This window comes from Novosphingobium percolationis (assembly GCF_020179425.1).
Classification (GTDB): Bacteria; Pseudomonadota; Alphaproteobacteria; order Sphingomonadales; family Sphingomonadaceae; genus Novosphingobium; species Novosphingobium percolationis.
The window spans coordinates 27,777-43,070 of the sequence record NZ_JAILYM010000007.1 but is presented as its reverse complement, the minus strand read 5'-3'; the positions used below and the strand labels follow the sequence as shown (position 1 = coordinate 43,070).

At 68.1% G+C, this 15,294-nt stretch carries 16 protein-coding genes; 9 read left to right on the top strand and 7 right to left on the bottom strand.

What is annotated here, in order from left to right; genetic code table 11:
* Nucleotides 1-71 precede the first annotated feature (71 nt).
* The 3 genes from K3A84_RS16710 (at nt 72) to K3A84_RS16700 (ending at nt 1,428) form a co-directional block, all read left to right on the top strand.
* The gene (locus K3A84_RS16710) at nt 72-626 is read left to right on the top strand and encodes a TspO/MBR family protein (RefSeq protein WP_225010525.1); all 555 of its coding nucleotides are present in this window, start codon (nt 72-74) and stop codon (nt 624-626) included.
* Between the two features lie 143 nt (nt 627-769).
* On the top strand, nt 770-1,057 hold the full coding sequence (locus tag K3A84_RS16705) for an accessory factor UbiK family protein (RefSeq protein WP_225010523.1): 288 nt from the start codon (nt 770-772) through the stop codon (nt 1,055-1,057).
* A gap of 80 nt (nt 1,058-1,137) precedes the next feature.
* Complete coding sequence (locus tag K3A84_RS16700; protein WP_225010521.1) at nt 1,138-1,428, top strand: hypothetical protein; 291 nt, start codon at nt 1,138-1,140, stop codon at nt 1,426-1,428.
* 9 nt (nt 1,429-1,437) lie between these two features.
* Here the strand turns inward: K3A84_RS16700 and K3A84_RS16695 are convergent, their stop codons facing one another.
* Nucleotides 1,438-2,793, bottom strand: coding sequence for a PAS domain S-box protein (locus K3A84_RS16695; RefSeq protein WP_225010519.1), 1,356 nt, complete (start codon nt 2,791-2,793; stop codon nt 1,438-1,440).
* Nucleotides 2,794-2,868: 75 nt separating this feature from the next.
* Nucleotides 2,869-4,077, bottom strand: coding sequence for a trans-sulfuration enzyme family protein (locus tag K3A84_RS16690; RefSeq protein ID WP_225010517.1), 1,209 nt, complete (start codon nt 4,075-4,077; stop codon nt 2,869-2,871).
* Between the two features lie 65 nt (nt 4,078-4,142).
* Between K3A84_RS16690 and K3A84_RS16685 the strand changes: the two genes are divergently transcribed.
* On the top strand, nt 4,143-5,447 hold the full coding sequence (locus tag K3A84_RS16685; RefSeq protein ID WP_225010515.1) for a phospholipid carrier-dependent glycosyltransferase: 1,305 nt from the start codon (nt 4,143-4,145) through the stop codon (nt 5,445-5,447).
* A 12-nt stretch (nt 5,448-5,459) separates the two neighbouring features.
* Here K3A84_RS16685 and K3A84_RS16680 read toward each other — a convergent pair whose 3' ends face one another.
* From K3A84_RS16680 to recO, 3 genes are read right to left on the bottom strand one after another with little or no spacing between them, the layout of a single operon-like run.
* The gene (locus tag K3A84_RS16680) at nt 5,460-6,584 is read right to left on the bottom strand and encodes a glycosyltransferase (protein ID WP_225010513.1); all 1,125 of its coding nucleotides are present in this window, start codon (nt 6,582-6,584) and stop codon (nt 5,460-5,462) included.
* An 11-nt stretch (nt 6,585-6,595) separates the two neighbouring features.
* A complete protein-coding gene (gene leuB, locus K3A84_RS16675; protein WP_225010511.1) occupies nt 6,596-7,651 on the bottom strand; it encodes a 3-isopropylmalate dehydrogenase in 1,056 nt (351 codons plus the stop codon).
* Nucleotides 7,652-7,687: 36 nt separating this feature from the next.
* On the bottom strand, nt 7,688-8,293 hold the full coding sequence (gene recO / locus K3A84_RS16670) for a DNA repair protein RecO (protein WP_225010508.1): 606 nt from the start codon (nt 8,291-8,293) through the stop codon (nt 7,688-7,690).
* Between the two features lie 89 nt (nt 8,294-8,382).
* On the opposite strand from recO, the gene apaG reads away from it, so the two are divergent.
* From apaG to K3A84_RS16655, 3 genes are all read left to right on the top strand, one after another.
* Nucleotides 8,383-8,784 carry a Co2+/Mg2+ efflux protein ApaG gene (gene apaG, locus K3A84_RS16665; RefSeq protein WP_225010506.1) on the top strand — a complete coding sequence of 134 codons (402 nt, stop codon included), beginning with the start codon at nt 8,383-8,385 and terminating at the stop codon, nt 8,782-8,784.
* Nucleotides 8,785-8,857: 73 nt separating this feature from the next.
* Nucleotides 8,858-9,664, top strand: coding sequence for a LysR family transcriptional regulator (locus K3A84_RS16660; RefSeq protein ID WP_225010504.1), 807 nt, complete (start codon nt 8,858-8,860; stop codon nt 9,662-9,664).
* Nucleotides 9,665-9,738: 74 nt separating this feature from the next.
* A complete protein-coding gene (locus tag K3A84_RS16655) occupies nt 9,739-11,742 on the top strand; it encodes a putative bifunctional diguanylate cyclase/phosphodiesterase (RefSeq protein ID WP_225010502.1) in 2,004 nt (667 codons plus the stop codon).
* A gap of 13 nt (nt 11,743-11,755) precedes the next feature.
* On the opposite strand, the gene K3A84_RS16650 is transcribed toward K3A84_RS16655, so the two are convergent.
* The gene (locus K3A84_RS16650; protein ID WP_225010501.1) at nt 11,756-13,033 is read right to left on the bottom strand and encodes a multidrug effflux MFS transporter; all 1,278 of its coding nucleotides are present in this window, start codon (nt 13,031-13,033) and stop codon (nt 11,756-11,758) included.
* Nucleotides 13,034-13,143: 110 nt separating this feature from the next.
* Here K3A84_RS16650 and dinB point away from each other — a divergent pair, with 110 nt between their 5' ends.
* The gene (gene dinB / locus K3A84_RS16645; protein ID WP_225010810.1) at nt 13,144-14,280 is read left to right on the top strand and encodes a DNA polymerase IV; all 1,137 of its coding nucleotides are present in this window, start codon (nt 13,144-13,146) and stop codon (nt 14,278-14,280) included.
* Here dinB and K3A84_RS16640 read toward each other — a convergent pair.
* Nucleotides 14,259-14,756: an NUDIX domain-containing protein gene (locus tag K3A84_RS16640; protein WP_225010809.1), complete on the bottom strand. Its 498-nt coding sequence runs from the start codon at nt 14,754-14,756 to the stop codon at nt 14,259-14,261. The two genes, dinB and K3A84_RS16640, sit on opposite strands and share 22 nt — an antisense overlap.
* Before the next feature lie 119 nt (nt 14,757-14,875).
* Between K3A84_RS16640 and K3A84_RS16635 the strand changes: the two genes are divergently transcribed.
* Complete coding sequence (locus tag K3A84_RS16635; protein ID WP_225010499.1) at nt 14,876-15,241, top strand: hypothetical protein; 366 nt, start codon at nt 14,876-14,878, stop codon at nt 15,239-15,241.
* Nucleotides 15,242-15,294 lie beyond the last annotated feature (53 nt).

Sequence of the window (15,294 nt, the reverse complement as noted above, 5' to 3'; positions counted from 1 at the left end):
CTCCCGCCAATATCCCCGCCCATATGCGTTGCCGAACCGGCACGAATCGAGGGGGTCGTCGCAAGGGCATCATGAGATATCTCGCTTCCCGCGCGCAGTTGCGCGCCAGCCTGCTGCGCTGGTCCCTCTTCACCGTACCGCTGGTGCTCGGCCTTGGCCTGCTGTCGGGTTTCGCGGCGGGCAGCGGCCCGGCCAACGCGTGGTTCGCCGCGTTGGAAAAGCCTGCGATCTATCCGCCGCCCGCTGCCTTCGGGATCGTGTGGAGCGTGCTCTATGTGCTGATGGGCGTGGCGCTGGCCATGGTCATCGCGGCGTGGGGCGCGCGGCTGCGCGGGCTCGCCATCGTGCTGTTTGTCCTGCAACTGGCGCTCAACCTGGCGTGGAGCCCGGTGTTCTTCGCGCTGCACCAGCCCCGGCTGGCCCTTGGCGTGATCGTGGCGATGATCGTGGCGGTGCTGGTCACCTTCGTGGCGTTCACCCGCATCCGCCCGCTGGCCGGGCTGCTGCTCCTGCCCTACCTTGCGTGGATCTGCTTTGCCGCCGTGCTCAACTGGCAGTTCGTCGAACTGAACCCCGATGCCGAACAGGTGCGCGGCAGCGGCGCGGCGGTGCGGGTCGAGCTTTGACGCGCTTGCGCGTTGGCTGGAATGGCAGGTGTGGGGGCTGGCATGGCAGGTGGGGCTTGCGCGGGTGGGGGCTTGCGACCATCTAGGCGAGACGATCCCCGCCGCGCAGCCTGACGCGGCGCAACCGTTGCGAAGGTCATACAATGCAGAGCGAAAACCCGCTGATCGCCGATTTCGTCAAGCTGCTGAACGGCGCCGCCGGCACGTTCGCCGGCATGAGCCGTGAAGCCGGGGCCACCGCACGCGAAAAGCTGCGCGAGGCGATGGGCGGTCTCGATTTCGTCAGCCGCGAGGAATTCGACGCGGTTAAGGAAATGGCCGTGACCGCGCGCGAGGAAGTCGATGCGCTCAAGGAGCGGCTGGCCGCGCTCGAAGGCAAGACCACCGCGGTCGATCCGGGCGCCGCCGCCAGCGACACCGCCGTCGGCTGAACGCGGCCGCGGCACAGCGCGCGGAACCACAGCCATGTCTGCGAAGTTGGGATTTCCGATCCAATGGAGTCCCGCTTCCCGTGTTTACGCAACTCAACCCGACGATTCCGCTACACGTCCTGGGCAAAGGCGATGGTTATGCGATCGGCATGATCGACTATGGCCAAGAGCATAACCTGATCTGGGTCACCGCGATCGACGCCACCGGCGAGATCTGGTGCGCGCCCAACCACAAGGTGCGCCTCGGCCGCAACTGGACCATGGGGCGCGGCGAAAACGCACTGATCACCCGCGACCGGCAGGAACTGGACGAAGCCGCCGGGCAGGATGCCCGCGGGCAAGTTCCGGTCCGAGACCCCGCTCGGGCCTGAGGCCCGGGCTCAGCTCGAAAGGCTGCGCGCAATAGCGCCCTCGCACTCCAGCCGCCAGACGAGGCCCGTGGGGGCGTAGTCCAGCGTGACATCCGCCTTGAGGCTGCGCGCCGGAATGTGGCGGATCAGCGTCGTGCCAAAGCCGGAAGCCTCGGGCGCGCGCACCACCGGGCCACCCGTTTCGCGCCATTCGATCCGCAGCCGGTCGGCTGCGGTGGTTTCCCACGAAAGCCACACTTCGCCGCCGGTCTTCGACAGCGCGCCGTATTTGAGCGCATTGGTGGCCAGTTCGTGCAGCGCCATGCCGATGATCTCGGCACTGCGCGGCGAAAGGTCGAAGTCAGGGCCGCAGGTCTTGGCGAGGCCACGGCTTTCGTTGCCGAGGATGGCCAGCTGCGCCTCGACCAGCTCGCGCATCGGGATCGTGGCCCAGCCGCGCCGCACCAGCAGGTCCTGGTTGGCCGACATGCTGGCCAGCCGGTTCTCGAAGCGTTCGAGGAAAGCCGTGTCGCCGCTGCCCGAACGCCGGGCGAGCGCCTGGACCACCGAGAGCAGGTTTTTCGACCGATGGTTCACTTCCATCAGCAGAACGCGGATCTGCTCTTCCTTTTCAAGCAGTTCGGTGACGTCGGTATTGGTGCCGAACCAGTTGACGATGTGGCCGGCGGCGTCCTTGATCGGCTTGGAACGCGACAGGAACCAGCGGAACTGCCCATCCTTGCCGCGCAACGGAAACGTGTCCTCCCACTCCGTGCCCGTCGCGATGCAGGTGTCGTAATGTTCGCGCACGCGGCTCAGATGATCGGGGTGATGGACGGTGACCCAGCCCCAGCCCTTCATCTGGTCGAAGGTGGTGCCGGTGAAATCGTACCAGCGCCGGTTGTACCAGATCAGGCCGCCATCGGGCGCGGCGATCCACGCCAGTTGCGAGATGTTGTCCGCCAGCATCCGGAACTTCAGCTCGCTTTCGTCGCGCGCGGCCTGCACCGCGTGGCGCTCGGTCACGTCGCGCGCGATCTTGCTCGCGCCGATGATCGTGCCATCGGGATCGAGGATGGGAGAGACCGTCAGCGACACGTAAAGCGGACTGCCGTCCTTGCGCTGGCGGATCGTCTCGAAACTGCGCACGCGTTCGCCCCGGCCGATGCGGGCAAGGATTTCGTCTTCTTCGGCCTGGCGGTCGGCGGGGATCAGCTTGCGGATCGACTGGCCGACCATCTCGTCCTCGGACCAGCCGAAGATGCGGGTCGCCGCCGGATTCCAGCTGATCACCGTCCCATCCAGCCGCTTGCTGATGATCGCGTCGTCGGAAGACTGGATGATTGCGGAGAGGTGGGCTTCCGCCAGCAATGCGCGCGCTCCCATGACAACCCCACCCGCCAGCACTCTACGCGCTCGCGGAGGGGATGCAATCGGATAAAAACTTGTTTTTACAGTATTTTACAGACCTGCTTTGATCAGGGCTTGATCAAGATCGTCGATCACGTCGTCGGCATCCTCGAGTCCGACGTTGAGGCGCAGCATCCCTTCGCCCACGCCCATGTCGGCGCGGGTTTCGGGGCCGACGCCGTGGTGGGTGGTCGAGGCCGGGTGGCACATCAGCGAGCGCGAATCGCCGATGTTGTTCGAAATGTCGATCAGCTCCAGCGCGTCGAGCAGGGCGTGGGCCTGGGCGCGGCCACCATCGAGTTCGATCGACAGGATCGAGCCGCCCGCCTTCATCTGCCTTTGCGCCAGCGCGAACTGCGGGTGGCTTTCCAGGAACGGGTAGAGCACGCGCGGCACGCGGGTTTCGAGGAAGCGCGCGACCTTGAGCGCGTTCTCGCTCTGGCGATGGATGCGCAGGTCCAGCGTTTCCAGCCCCTTGAGCACAACCCACGCATTGAACGGCGCGCAATTCGGACCGGTGTTGCGCTGGAAGGGGTGCAGCACGCCTTCGATGAAATCGCGCGAACCGCAGACCGCGCCCGCCAGCACGCGGCCCTGTCCGTCCATCATCTTGGTGGCGGAATAGGCAACCACGTCCGCGCCGAAGTCCATCGGGCGCTGCAGCGCGCTGGTGGCAAAGGCGTTGTCGACCACGGTGACGATGCCGTGCTTGCGGGCGAGGCCGCAGACGAATTCGAGGTCGACCAGCCCCATCGTCGGGTTGGCCGGGCTTTCGAAGAAGAACACCTTGGTGTTCGGCCGGATCGCGGCTTCCCACGCGGCATTGTCGGCGGCGTCGATGGTGGTGCCGGTGATGCCGAAGCGCGGCAGCAGGTTGTCGACCAGCCAGCGGCACGATCCGAACGCGGCCTTGGCGGCGACCACGTGGTCGCCTGCCGAAAGCTGGCACAGCAGGGCGGTGGTCATAGCGGCCATGCCGCTCGCCTGCGCGCGGCAGCTTTGCGCGCCTTCCAGCACGGCGATGCGCTCTTCCAGCATCTGCACCGTCGGGTTCTGCACCCGCGAATAGGTCATGCCGTCGTCTTCGCCGGCAAAGCGCGCGGCGACCACGCCTGCGCTGTCGTAGGAAAAGCCCGAGGTCAGGAACAGCGCCTCGCTGGTCTCGCCCATGTCCGAACGCCAGGTGCCGGCGCGGATCGCCTGGGTTGCGGGACGCCACTGGGTGGTGATCGAACGGTCCTGGCCGGTTGTGCGCTTCATGGGGCATGGCCTTAGTTTCCGGTGCGGCAAGGCGCAAGCGGGCGGGATTGCTTGGGGGGCGGCAAATGGCCTATCTGCCTGCCCAGATGACGTTTTCGCCCCCTTCGTCGCATGCGCGCGACCCGCTTCCCTGGCTGTTGGCAATCACCGCTGCGTTCTTCGCGCTGGCGCTGCATCGCCTTGCCATCCCGTCGAAGCCGATGTTCGACGAAATCCACTACCTGCCCGCAGCGCGGCGGCTGATCGACCTGACCCGGCGGTTCAATCCCGAACACCCGCTGCTGGCCAAAGAGATGATATCGCTGGGGATGCGCGCGTTCGGCGACGTGCCCTTCGGTTGGCGCTTCCCCAGCGCGGTGCTGGGCGCGATCGGCCTGTTCGCTGCGGCCCGCGCGGTATGGTGGGCCAGCGGGTCGCGCGCGGCGACGCTGCTGTTCGCGGTGCTGCTCGCCTCGGATTTCGTGTGGTTCATCCTCAGCCGTATCGCCATGCTCGACATGACGATGCTGGCGATGATGGCGTGCGCGTTCTGGCAGTGGGCGCTGGCGTGGCGCAAAGGCAGCCGCCTGCACCTCATCCTGTGCGGGCTGTTCATGGGCCTGTCGCTGGGGGCCAAGTGGAACGGCGCGCCGCTGCTGGTCGCGCCCGGCCTGCTGTTCGCATGGGATCGCTGGCAGGCACTCGGCCGGGGCGAGCGCGGGCGCGTCCTGATCGCGCGCGGCGCGGGGCCGGTGCCGGGGGTCTCGCTGATCGAGGCGGGGGTATGGCTGGGGCTGTGGCCGGTGGTGGTCTACCTCGCCACGTTCGCGCCTGCCTTCTTCTATCAGGTCCAGCCGATGACGCTGCGCGGACTCATCCCCTGGCAGGGCTACATGCTGCAACTGCAGGACAGCGTGGTGAAGCCGCACACCTACATGAGCCGGTGGTGGCAGTGGGTGCTCGATATCCGCCCGATCTGGTTCCTCTACGAGAACATCGACGGCGCACAGCGCGGGGTGCTGATGCTGGGCAACCCGTTCACCATGCTGGCGGGCCTGCCCGCGCTGGCCCTGTGCGCGTGGGACGGGCTCAAGGGCGACAGGCTGCGGCGGGGCGTGGCGCTGCTCTATGCGCTGGCGCTGGTGTTCTGGGCGACCAACGGCAAGCCGGTGCAGTTCTACTACCATTACGCGCTCGCCAGCATGTTCCTCGTCGCGGCGCTGGCCCTGGTGCTGGCGCGCTGGTGGGAGACCGGGCGGCGCTGGCCGGTGCGCGCCAGTGTAGGACTGGCGCTTGTCCTGTTCGTGGGTTTCTACCCGATCCTGTCGGCGGCGGCACTGCCGCGCGCCAACTCCTACGTCGACTGGATGTGGCTCAGGAGCTGGCGCTGACGGCGGGGCACATCAGCCGTACTTGCCCCACACGAACTTGCTCGACAGCGCGAAGTTCCACACCGAAGCGAGCACGATGCCCGCGATCGCGGCGGGATAGGTGTGCACGCCCACGCGCACCAGCGCGGTCGATACGCCGATGTTGGCCAGCATCCCGAAGGCGCAGGTTGCCGCGAACTTGAGCCAGCCGCGCGCATAGGGCCCCCAGCCGCGCAGGCGCTTGTCGGAATAGGTCAGCTCGTTGTTGAGCACGAAGTTGAAGGTCATCGCGGTCAGCGCGGCCACGGTCTGGCCGACGATGAACGCGGTTTCCTTGGGATAATGGCTGACCTGCAGCTCGGTCCCGAACAGACGCAGCACCAGCGACAGCATGGTCAGGTGAACCACCGCGCCCAGCGCGCCGACGGTGCCGAACAGCGCAAAGCGGGTCGGGATGATCCGGCCCAGCCACTTGTCGTAGAGGCCGATCAGGAACTCGAACACGACGGTGCGGTCGAGCTTGGATTCGCCTTCCATCCGCGCCGAGAAGTTCATCGGGAACTCCTTGATCCGCAGCGGTGCTTCGACGGTCGCGAGGATGTCGAGCAGGATCTTGAAGCCCACGCCCGACAGGCGGTGCGCGTCGGCGCGCAGCGTTTCGCCCTTGAGCATGAAGAAGCCGCTCATCGGGTCGGACAGGTCGACGCCCGTGACCTTGCGCGCGATCGAGTTGGCGACGCCCGACGCCTTCACCCGGTCGGGGCGGCCCCAGGCCTCGGTGCTGGCACCTTCGGCGAAGCGGCTGGCATAGGCCACGTCGTAGTCGCCGCCGTTGATCGCCGCGAACATCTGCGGCAGCAGCTTTTCGTCGTGCTGGCCATCGGCGTCCATCACCGCGACAATCGGCGCGGCAGTGGCGCACATCCCTTCGATCGCGGCGGAGGCAAGCCCGCGCCGGCCGATGCGTTCCAGCACGCGCACGCGCGGGTCCTCGCGCGCAATGCGGCGCGCCTCGTCGGCGGTGCCATCGGGGCTGTTGTCATCAACGAACACGGCTTCCCAGGCGATGCCCTGGAGCGCGGCGTCGAGCCGTTCGACCATCAGGCCGATGTTCTTGCGTTCGTTGAAGGTCGGCAGGATGACAGCGAGTTGCAGCATGACGGGCGCGCTTACAGGCGTTCGAGCACCGCGTCACCAATTTCCGTAGTTCCCGCACTGCCCCCCAGATCCCGGCCCAGGACACCGTCCTCCAGCGCCTTGCCCACGGCGGCTTCGACGCGGTCGGCGGCGTCAGCCTGCCCCAGCGAATGGCGCAACAGCATGGCCGCGGACAGGATCGTCGCCATCGGGTTGGCAAAGCCCTTGCCGGCAATGTCGGGCGCCGAACCGTGGATCGGCTCGTAGAGGCCGAAGGTGCCGTGTGCGGTGGTGCGCTCGCCCAGCGAGGCCGAGGCGAGCATCCCGATCGAGCCGACGCACATGCTGGCCTGATCGGACAGGATATCGCCGAACAGGTTGCCGGTGACGACGACGTCGAACTGGCCGGGGTTGCGCACCAGCTGCATCGCGGCGTTATCGACGTACATGTGGCTCAGCGCCACGTCGGGGTATTCCTTGGCCACCTCGATCACCACGTCGCGCCACAGCTGGCTGGTTTCCAGCACGTTCGCCTTGTCCACCGAACACAGGCGCTGGCCACGGCCCTGCGCGGCGCGGAAGGCGACATGCGCGATGCGGCGCACTTCGCTTGTCGCATAGGACATGATGTCATAGCCCTCGCGCTCCCCGTTCGGGGTGGTGCGGAAGCCCTTTTCGCCGAAGTAGACGTCCCCGTTCAGCTCGCGCACGATCAAAAGGTCGATCGCCGAGGCGACTTCGGGGCGCAGCGCCGAATGGTCCTCCAGCCCCTTGAACACCTTGGCCGGGCGCAGGTTGGCGAACAGCGTCAGCTCCTTGCGCAGGCCGAGGATGGCCTGTTCGGGGCGCAGGTGGCGATCGAGCGAATCGCAATCGGGATCGCCCACCGCGCCGAACAGCACGCCGTCCGAGGCGCGCGCGATTTCCAGCGTTTCAGGCGGCAGGGGGTGGCCATAGGCCTTGTAGGCCGCGCCGCCCACGGGGGCGTGCTTCAGCTCGATGCCAAGGGCCAGCGCCTCGATCACGCGAACCGCTTCGTGCGTGACTTCGGGACCGATGCCGTCGCCCGGCAGAACCGCAACCTTCATGGACGTAACCCCTTCGTTAACCCGGGCACCCCTTGGTCAGCCCGGAATGCGCTTCAACCTGTCGAGAAGAATCGCGCGCAGCCCCATAACATCGCGGGCCCGATCGGCAAGCAGCCGGTTCCCGATCGCCTTGCCCTGCCGATCGAGTCGGGCGAGCAGATCAGGCCAGGCTTCCTCGGCCGGGGGCATTCCTGCCTGGCCATAGCCCACCTCGCGCAGCAGCAGCGCTTCATAGGCGGCGAGCGCCCGCGCCCAGCCGCGCGCCGAAGGAGCATGGCAGATCGCATCGAGCAGCGCGCCCAGCGCGGCATACAGCGCGGGGTAGGGATGGCCTTCGGGCAGCGTGGCGGCGGTGAGCGCAACGGCCCAGCCGATCCCGGCGCTCGCCAGCGGTTCGCCCAGCCACGCGCCGCGGCTTTCGGTCAGTTCGACCCGCGCCGAGGGCAGCTGGCTGGCGCCGCGCACGCGCATCTCGGCCTCGACGCGGTTGCCGGGGATCAGCACGGGCCGCAACTCGCGGCCCCTTGCGCCTGCGACATAGGCGGCCAGCAGCCCGTGATCCTCAGTCAGCAGGCGCACGACCGCGCCATGTTCGCCGTGGGCGCGCGCGGCACACAGGATCGCAGGGACGCGAAGGTTCATCGGGCCCCTGTGCGTTTACTCGGGAACGGTGGCAAGCGGGACAATTTATGTCGTTGGAACGCAGAGCCTTGTGGAGTAGTTTGGACGCCATGAAACAGCTCTTCCAGCACGCCGCGACGACGGAAGGGGTGACCGTGCGGGTCGCCGTCAACTTCCTGCCGGAACAGTCGCGGGTCGATGCGGGCAAGTGGTTCTGGGTCTATCACATCCGCATCGAGAACGATGGGGATGATCCGGTACAACTGCTCACCCGGCACTGGCGCATCACCGACGGTCGCGGCCTCGTCAACTTTGTCGATGGCGATGGCGTCGTGGGCGAACAGCCGGTGCTGCGGCACGGGCAGGCGCACGATTATGTTTCGGGCTGCCCGCTGGGCACGCCGCATGGCAGCATGCAGGGCCACTACACGATGCAGCGCGCCGACGGGTCGCTGTTCGACGTGGCGATACCCTTCTTCCCGCTGGCCGCCCCTGCCACCGCCGGTCGGTGAAGCGTGCGGCCTGAAGGGCGCGGCCTGACGTGCGCGGATTGACATTCCGCGCCGTGCACCGGAAGGGAGCGCCATGAAGCGGACGCACCTGCCCCTGAACGGCCTGCGCGTGCTCGATGCAGCCGCGCGCCACCTCTCGTTCACCCGCGCGGCGGACGAACTCGCGGTGACGCCTGCCGCCGTCGGCCAGCAGATCCGCGCGCTCGAAGACCTGCTCGGCGTGGTCCTGTTCCGCCGCACCTCGAAAGGTCTGGAACTGACCGACGAGGCGCTGGCCGGGCTCGACGCGCTTCGCGAAGGCTTCCTGCGCTTCGAGGAGGGCGTGCAGGCAATCCAGGCGGGCCAGTCCAGCCACGTCTACACCATCGCCTGCCCGCGCGATTTCTTCGCGGCCTGGCTGTCCCCCCGCCTTGCCGCGTTCCGCAGCCAGAACCCGCAGCTGCGCTTCTTCCTTGTCGGAAGCGATGGCAATGTCGACTTTACCGAGGCCAATCTCGATCTCGCGGTGCGCTGGGCCGAAGGGCCGGGCGATCTCGAAGGGATCGCGCTGGGCGCGCCCGAGATGGTCACCGTGGTCGCGCCGGATTCGCCCGATGATGCGCCGTGGATCGGCTGGCCGGGCGATCCCGCGCCCGATGGCGGCGTGGGCGAGGTGCAGTTCTCGGTCGGCGATGCCGGAACCGCGATCAGCGCGGCGGCGGCGGGGCTTGGCCGCGCGCGCGTGCCGCTGCTGCTGGCGCAGGGCGCGATCGATTCGGGCAAGGTCGTGGCGCTGGGTGGTGCCGAATCGGGCCGCCGCAGTTACTGGCTGGTCGCGCCGCTGCCGCAGTGGCGCCAGAAGAAGGTCAAGGCGCTGATCGACGCGCTTTCACACGCTTGAGCCGCATGATTCCTGCGACCAGACGATTGCAAGTCTTGACTCTGCGTTAACCTCGGTGGCCCTACTCCTGCGCAATGGGAACGGGCAATCTCCAAGCGGGCGACGAAGCGGGGCATGGTGCCCGGCCGCTGCGCGTGCGCCTGTTGCGCAGGCTTGCCCGGCTGCGCCTGAGGTTCCGCCAGCACCAGGGCGAATCATTCACCCGCGCCTACGCGCAGTCGCTCTCGCGACGCCTGCCGCTGCTCTACATGGTCGTGGTGGTCGACCTGCTGCTGTTGTCGATCCGCTTCCTCGGCCGCGCGCCGACGGTGCTGGTATTGGCGGGGCCCGCGCTGTGCCTGTTCGGGGCTTCCCGTGCGGTGCATTGGCTGCCGTATCGCGTACGCCGTCGCAGCTTGCGGCAGTTGCGCCGCGATCTCGAAAACATGAGCCGGATCGGGGGCTTTTCCGGCCTGCTGTTCGTCAGCTGGGGCCTTGCGCTCTACCCGTTCGGCGACGCCGACGCGCGCAGCCTTGTCCACTACATGCTTGCGGTCACGATGATCTCGGGCATTCTGGGCCTGACCCATGCGCCGCAGACCGCGCTGCGCCTCGCCTTGTCCTTCGTCATTCCGAGCAGCCTGTTCTTCCTGCTCGCAGGGCACCCCAACGCGGTCTACGTCTCGCTGGTGCAGGTGATCGTCACCGTGATCCTGTTGTTCATCACGCAGGGCCACCATCGCGATTTCGTTCAACTCGAACTTTCACGCCAGGAACTGGTCGAGCGCGAGGCCGAGACCGCGCAACTGGCGGGCGAGGCGCAGCGGCAGGCGACGATCGATGCGCTGACCGGGGGGCTCAATCGCCGGGCGATCCTCGATCGGCTGGAACTGGAGATGGCTGCCGCCGCGCAGGACGATGCGCCGCACCCCTGGCTGGCATTGATCGATCTCGACGGTTTCAAGCACGTCAACGACACTTACGGTCACGCAGCGGGTGACGAAGCGCTGAAGACGATCAGCGCGCGTCTTGGCGCCCTGTCGGGAGTCGTGGCGCACGGGCGGCTCGGGGGCGACGAGTTCGCGGTCATGTTCGATGCCGCGCTGGAAGGTCCGGCAGTCGCTGCCGCCGCCGCGGGCCTGATCGATGCGATCCGCCGCGAAATCCCGCACAACGGCGCCAGCCTGCGCCTGTCGGCATCGGTCGGGCTGCACCGGATCTGTGCACAGGGCGTCAGCGGCGCGCTCGAACGCGCCGACGCCGCGCTCTACAAGGCCAAGGACCGGGGCGATGGCTCGGTCGTGCTGTTCGGGCCTGAGGACGAAGTGGCGTTGCAGCAGCGCATCGACGTCACCCGCCGCTTCAACGATTGCGCGCTCGATGACCGGCTGCGCCTGCTCTACCAGCCGATCCGCAATGCGCAGGATGGACGCGTCGTCGCGGTCGAGGCGCTGGCGCGCTGGTCACCCGATGGCGTGACCTGGCAGAGCCCGGCGGCCTTCCTCGCGGTGGCGGAAGCGACCCGCCGCACCGGCGAACTGACCCGCGTGGTGCTCGCCCGCGCGCTGGCCGAATGCCGCCCGTGGGAAACCGGGCTGGGCCTTGCCATCAACCTTTCACCGCGCGACGTCATCCGCGATGGCGCAGCCGCCACCATCGCCGCCATCGTCCGCGATGCCGGGGCCTCGCCACAGTCGATCACGCTCGAAGTCACCGAGCGCGCGATCCTGGCCGATCCGCGCCGGGCCGCGCTGCAGTTGCGCGCCTTCCGCGACCACGGCTTTCGCATCGCGCTCGACGATTTCGGCGCGGGCTGGTCCAGCCTGTCGCAACTGCGCGAACTGCCGCTCGACATGATCAAGCTCGATCGCACGCTGTCGGCGGCGCTGCCCACCGATCCCGGCGCGCGCGCCATTGCGGGCATGATCGTGGCGCTGTCGTGGCAGCTTGGCATCGATTGCACGCTGGAAGGCGTTGAGACCGAGGACCAGGTCGCGGCTGCGCGCGGGCTCGGCATCCGGCTGATGCAGGGCTATCTGTTCGGTCGCCCCGGCACGATCGGCGAAGCGCTGGCATCGGGAGAACGCGCCGTCGCCTGAGCCACGGGGGCGTTCAGTGAAAGTCGATCACCGTTTCGCGCGCGGCGCCTGGTGGCAGCACGCGGCGGAACAGTCGCCCATGTTCGCTCCACAGCACCAGCGCGAGAGAAGCGAGGCCGCCCAGCAGCAGCGACAGCGCCAGTGGCCGCGCGCTGCCGTCGTAGGCCTGCCCGATCACCATGCCCAGCAGCGAGGCGATGGCCATGCGCAGGAAGGCCTGCACCGAACTGGCTGCCCCCGCCGTCGCGGCGAAGGGCTGCAATGCGATCGAGCTGAAGTTCGCGCCGATGAAGCCCATCAGGCACACGTTGATCGCCATCACCGGCAGGAACTGCCACAGCGTTTCGTGCGGCTGCATCGCCAGCAGGACCTGCAAACTGGCGGTGAGGATGAAGGCGACCAGCGCGGTGTGCGACACGCGCCGCGCGCCGAAGCGCTCGACGATGCGCGCGTTGAAGAAGTTGGCGAGCGACAGTGCAAGGCCAGTGATGCCGAAGCACAGCGGCATCATCTCGCCCGCGCCGAAGTGTTCGCCCACCAGCTGTTGCACGGAATTGACGTAGCCGAACATCCCCGCCAGCACGAGGCTCGACCCCAGCACATAGCCGATCGACGAGCGCGTGGTGGCGGCGCGGCCCATGTTGGTCGCGATCGTGGCCGGGCGGATCGCCTGCCGGAATTCGGGGTGGAGCGTCTCTTCCAGCCGGAACCACACCCAAGCGCCCATCACGCAGGCCAGCACCGCCAGCAGCGCAAAGATCCAGCGCCACCCCGCGAACAGCAGCACGCTCTGCCCGATCATGGGCGCAAGTATCGGCACGATCATGAACACCATCGACACGGTCGACAGCATCCGCGCCATGCGGTCGCCGCCGTGGCGGTCGCGGATGATCGCGCTCGGCACCACGGTCAGCCCGGCACAAGTGAAGCCGTGGATCACGCGCAGCACCAGCAGCACGGTGAAATCGGTGGCGAGGGCACAGGCGATCGACAGCACGATGTAGCTTGCCAGCGCGACCAGCGCGACCGGGCGGCGGCCATAGCGATCGGCCAGCGCGCCGGGCACCAGCGAGCCGATGCCGCTGGCCAGCAGGAACGTGCCCACCACCAGCTGGCGGCGGTTGGGATCGGACACGCCAAGATCGTCGGCGATCTGGCCCAGCGAGGGCAGCATGGTGTCGATCGCCAGCGCTTGCAGCGCCATCATCATCGCCATCATCGCCACGAATTCGCGATAGGCCATCGCGCCCGGTGTGGAAGGCGGCGCGGCTTGCTGATTCTTCCCCGACATGGCGCAGGCCTTAGGGCCCCTTCGCCAGCACTGCCAAGACTTTATGCCGCAGCGCGAAATCGTATATTCAACACGCGATGAGCGGCGATCGACACGAACTGGACGGCAGGATGGCAGGCGCGCCCGTCGATTCGGGCGGTGCCTTCCGCAAGATCATCCATGTCGACATGGATGCCTTCTACGCCAGCGTCGAACAGCGCGACGACCCTTCGCTGCGGGGCAGGCCGGTGGCCGTGGGCGGTTCGTCGGAACGCGGCGTGGTCGCCGCCGCCAGCTATGAAGCGCGCCGGTTCGGCGTGCGCTCGGCCATGCCCTCGGTGCGCGCGGCGCGGCTGTGCCCGGACCTGATCTTCCGCCGCCCGCGCTTCGACGTCTATCGCGGCGTGAGCCAGCAGATCCGTCGCGTCTTCCTCGACTACACCCCACACGTCGAACCGCTCTCGCTCGACGAGGCCTATCTCGACGTCACCGAGGACCTTAAGGGCATCGGGTCGGCGACGCGCATCGCCGAGCTGATCCGCGCGCGCATCCGCGCCGAAACCGGGCTGACCGCAAGCGCGGGCGTTTCCTACAACAAGTTCCTCGCCAAGCTCGCCAGCGACCAGAACAAGCCCGACGGCCTTTGCGTGATCCGCCCCGGCGAGGGTGCGGCCTTCGTCGCAGGCCTGCCGGTCAAGCGTTTCCACGGCGTCGGCCCGCGCGGCGCGGAGAAGATGGAGCGGCTGGGCATTCACACCGGCGCGGACCTTCGCGCGCTCGACATCGCGACCTTGCGCGAACACTTCGGCAGCTTCGCCGACTACCTCTACCGCGCGGCGCGGGCGATCGACTTGCGCACCGTGCGCGCCGACCGCCCGCGCAAGTCGGTGGGGGGCGAGCGCACCTTCGACCGCGACCTGTCCTCGGGCACGGTGCTGCGCGAGACGCTGGAGACGATCATCGACATCGTGTGGGACCGCATAGAGCGCAGCGGGGCCAAGGGCCGCACGGTGACGCTCAAGGTCAAGTACACCGACTTCCAGCCGATGACTCGCGCCCGCTCGCTGCCGCGTCACGTCGCCGACAAGGCCGAGTTCGCGGCCATCGCGCGCGCCATTCTCGATTCGGTGCTGCCGCTGCCCCAGCCGATCCGGCTGATGGGCCTGACGCTGTCCGCGCTCGACGGCGCGCACGACGATGACGAGGAGGAGATCGCGCCCGGGCCAGGCGCGCCCGCACCGCCGCCTCAGGCCGAATTGCCGTTCTGACCGGCCATCCACGCCTGCCACAGCCCGATGTAGTATAGCGGCCCCTCGCAGGTCCGTTCGGGCAGCGCGTCGAGCGCGAAGAAGCGCGCCTCGCGCAATTCGCGCCCATCGACGCGCGGGGCATCCGCCGTGGTTCCCGCGACCAGTTCGGTCACGTTGGTCCACCCTTGCGCGGTCGGCATCGGATGCGTGGCGAACCATGCCGGGCCGTCGAGCCGACAGCCGGTTTCCTCGCGCAATTCGCGCGTGGCCACGCGCACCGGATCGCGATCGCGCCCCATGCCGCCGCCCGGCAGCATCCACCAGTCGGGCCGGTGATAGCTGTGGCGCACCAGCAGCACGCGCCCTTGCGGATCGAACGCCAGCACGCTCGCGCCGCGCACCTTCAGCCGCAGCAGCCCCCACACGCGCAGCCGCACGGGTTGCGCCGTGCGCAGCAGCCAGCGGTGGACGGGGGCGGGCAGGCGGTGGAACATCACGTTCCGGTCTGCGCCCGCGCAAGGAAATCGGCAAGTCTGTCCCGCTGCGAAACGGGCGTGGTTTTCATCTGGTTAACGCTCTCGACGGACTTGCGCGTGCGCGGCACGGTCCACGCATGAACACGCTCCTGCTGCTCGCCGCCGCCACGCTTTCCGCGCCGCATCCGCCAGCGCCGGCCCTGCCTGCTGCTGCCGCAGCGCATGCGCTGCGCTGCGCCGCCACCAATGCCGTCTTGGCCGCCATGCTCGACAGCGCGCCCGATGCCTCGCCGACCGACCGTGCCAGCGCCGCCAGCTTCCGCGCCGAGGCCGAAAGCTGGCGCGCACGTTCGGGCGAACAGGCGCAAGGCGCTGCGCTGGCGCGCGAAACCGAAGGCCTAGCCCGCCAGGTCATGGACAGCCCCGCCCCCGATGCGGCGCAGGCCCTGCTCGAATCCCGCCTCGCCGAATGCCCGGCGCAGGCAGACTTTGCCACCAGCTAACCCCGTCACCGCCAGCCATCGTTTGTAATTCGCCAAGCGCTTGTTATGGCTGA

Bases quoted from the DNA above. Each gene is read 5' to 3' on its own strand.
- K3A84_RS16640 (WP_225010809.1), bottom strand. From the start codon at position 14,756: ATGTTCCACCGCCTGCCCGCCCCCGTCCACCGCTGGCTGCTGCGCACG.
- K3A84_RS16650 (WP_225010501.1), bottom strand. From the start codon at position 13,033: ATGTCGGGGAAGAATCAGCAAGCCGCGCCGCCTTCCACACCGGGCGCG.
- K3A84_RS16705 (WP_225010523.1), top strand. From the start codon at position 770: ATGCAGAGCGAAAACCCGCTGATCGCCGATTTCGTCAAGCTGCTGAAC.
- K3A84_RS16690 (WP_225010517.1), bottom strand. From the start codon at position 4,077: ATGAAGCGCACAACCGGCCAGGACCGTTCGATCACCACCCAGTGGCGT.
- K3A84_RS16680 (WP_225010513.1), bottom strand. From the start codon at position 6,584: ATGCTGCAACTCGCTGTCATCCTGCCGACCTTCAACGAACGCAAGAAC.
- K3A84_RS16660 (WP_225010504.1), top strand. From the start codon at position 8,858: ATGAAGCGGACGCACCTGCCCCTGAACGGCCTGCGCGTGCTCGATGCA.
- K3A84_RS16635 (WP_225010499.1), top strand. From the start codon at position 14,876: ATGAACACGCTCCTGCTGCTCGCCGCCGCCACGCTTTCCGCGCCGCAT.
- dinB (WP_225010810.1), top strand. From the start codon at position 13,144: ATGGCAGGCGCGCCCGTCGATTCGGGCGGTGCCTTCCGCAAGATCATC.
- K3A84_RS16710 (WP_225010525.1), top strand. From the start codon at position 72: ATGAGATATCTCGCTTCCCGCGCGCAGTTGCGCGCCAGCCTGCTGCGC.
- leuB (WP_225010511.1), bottom strand. From the start codon at position 7,651: ATGAAGGTTGCGGTTCTGCCGGGCGACGGCATCGGTCCCGAAGTCACG.
- K3A84_RS16655 (WP_225010502.1), top strand. From the start codon at position 9,739: ATGGGAACGGGCAATCTCCAAGCGGGCGACGAAGCGGGGCATGGTGCC.
- recO (WP_225010508.1), bottom strand. From the start codon at position 8,293: ATGAACCTTCGCGTCCCTGCGATCCTGTGTGCCGCGCGCGCCCACGGC.
- K3A84_RS16695 (WP_225010519.1), bottom strand. From the start codon at position 2,793: ATGGGAGCGCGCGCATTGCTGGCGGAAGCCCACCTCTCCGCAATCATC.
- apaG (WP_225010506.1), top strand. From the start codon at position 8,383: ATGAAACAGCTCTTCCAGCACGCCGCGACGACGGAAGGGGTGACCGTG.
- K3A84_RS16685 (WP_225010515.1), top strand. From the start codon at position 4,143: ATGGCCTATCTGCCTGCCCAGATGACGTTTTCGCCCCCTTCGTCGCAT.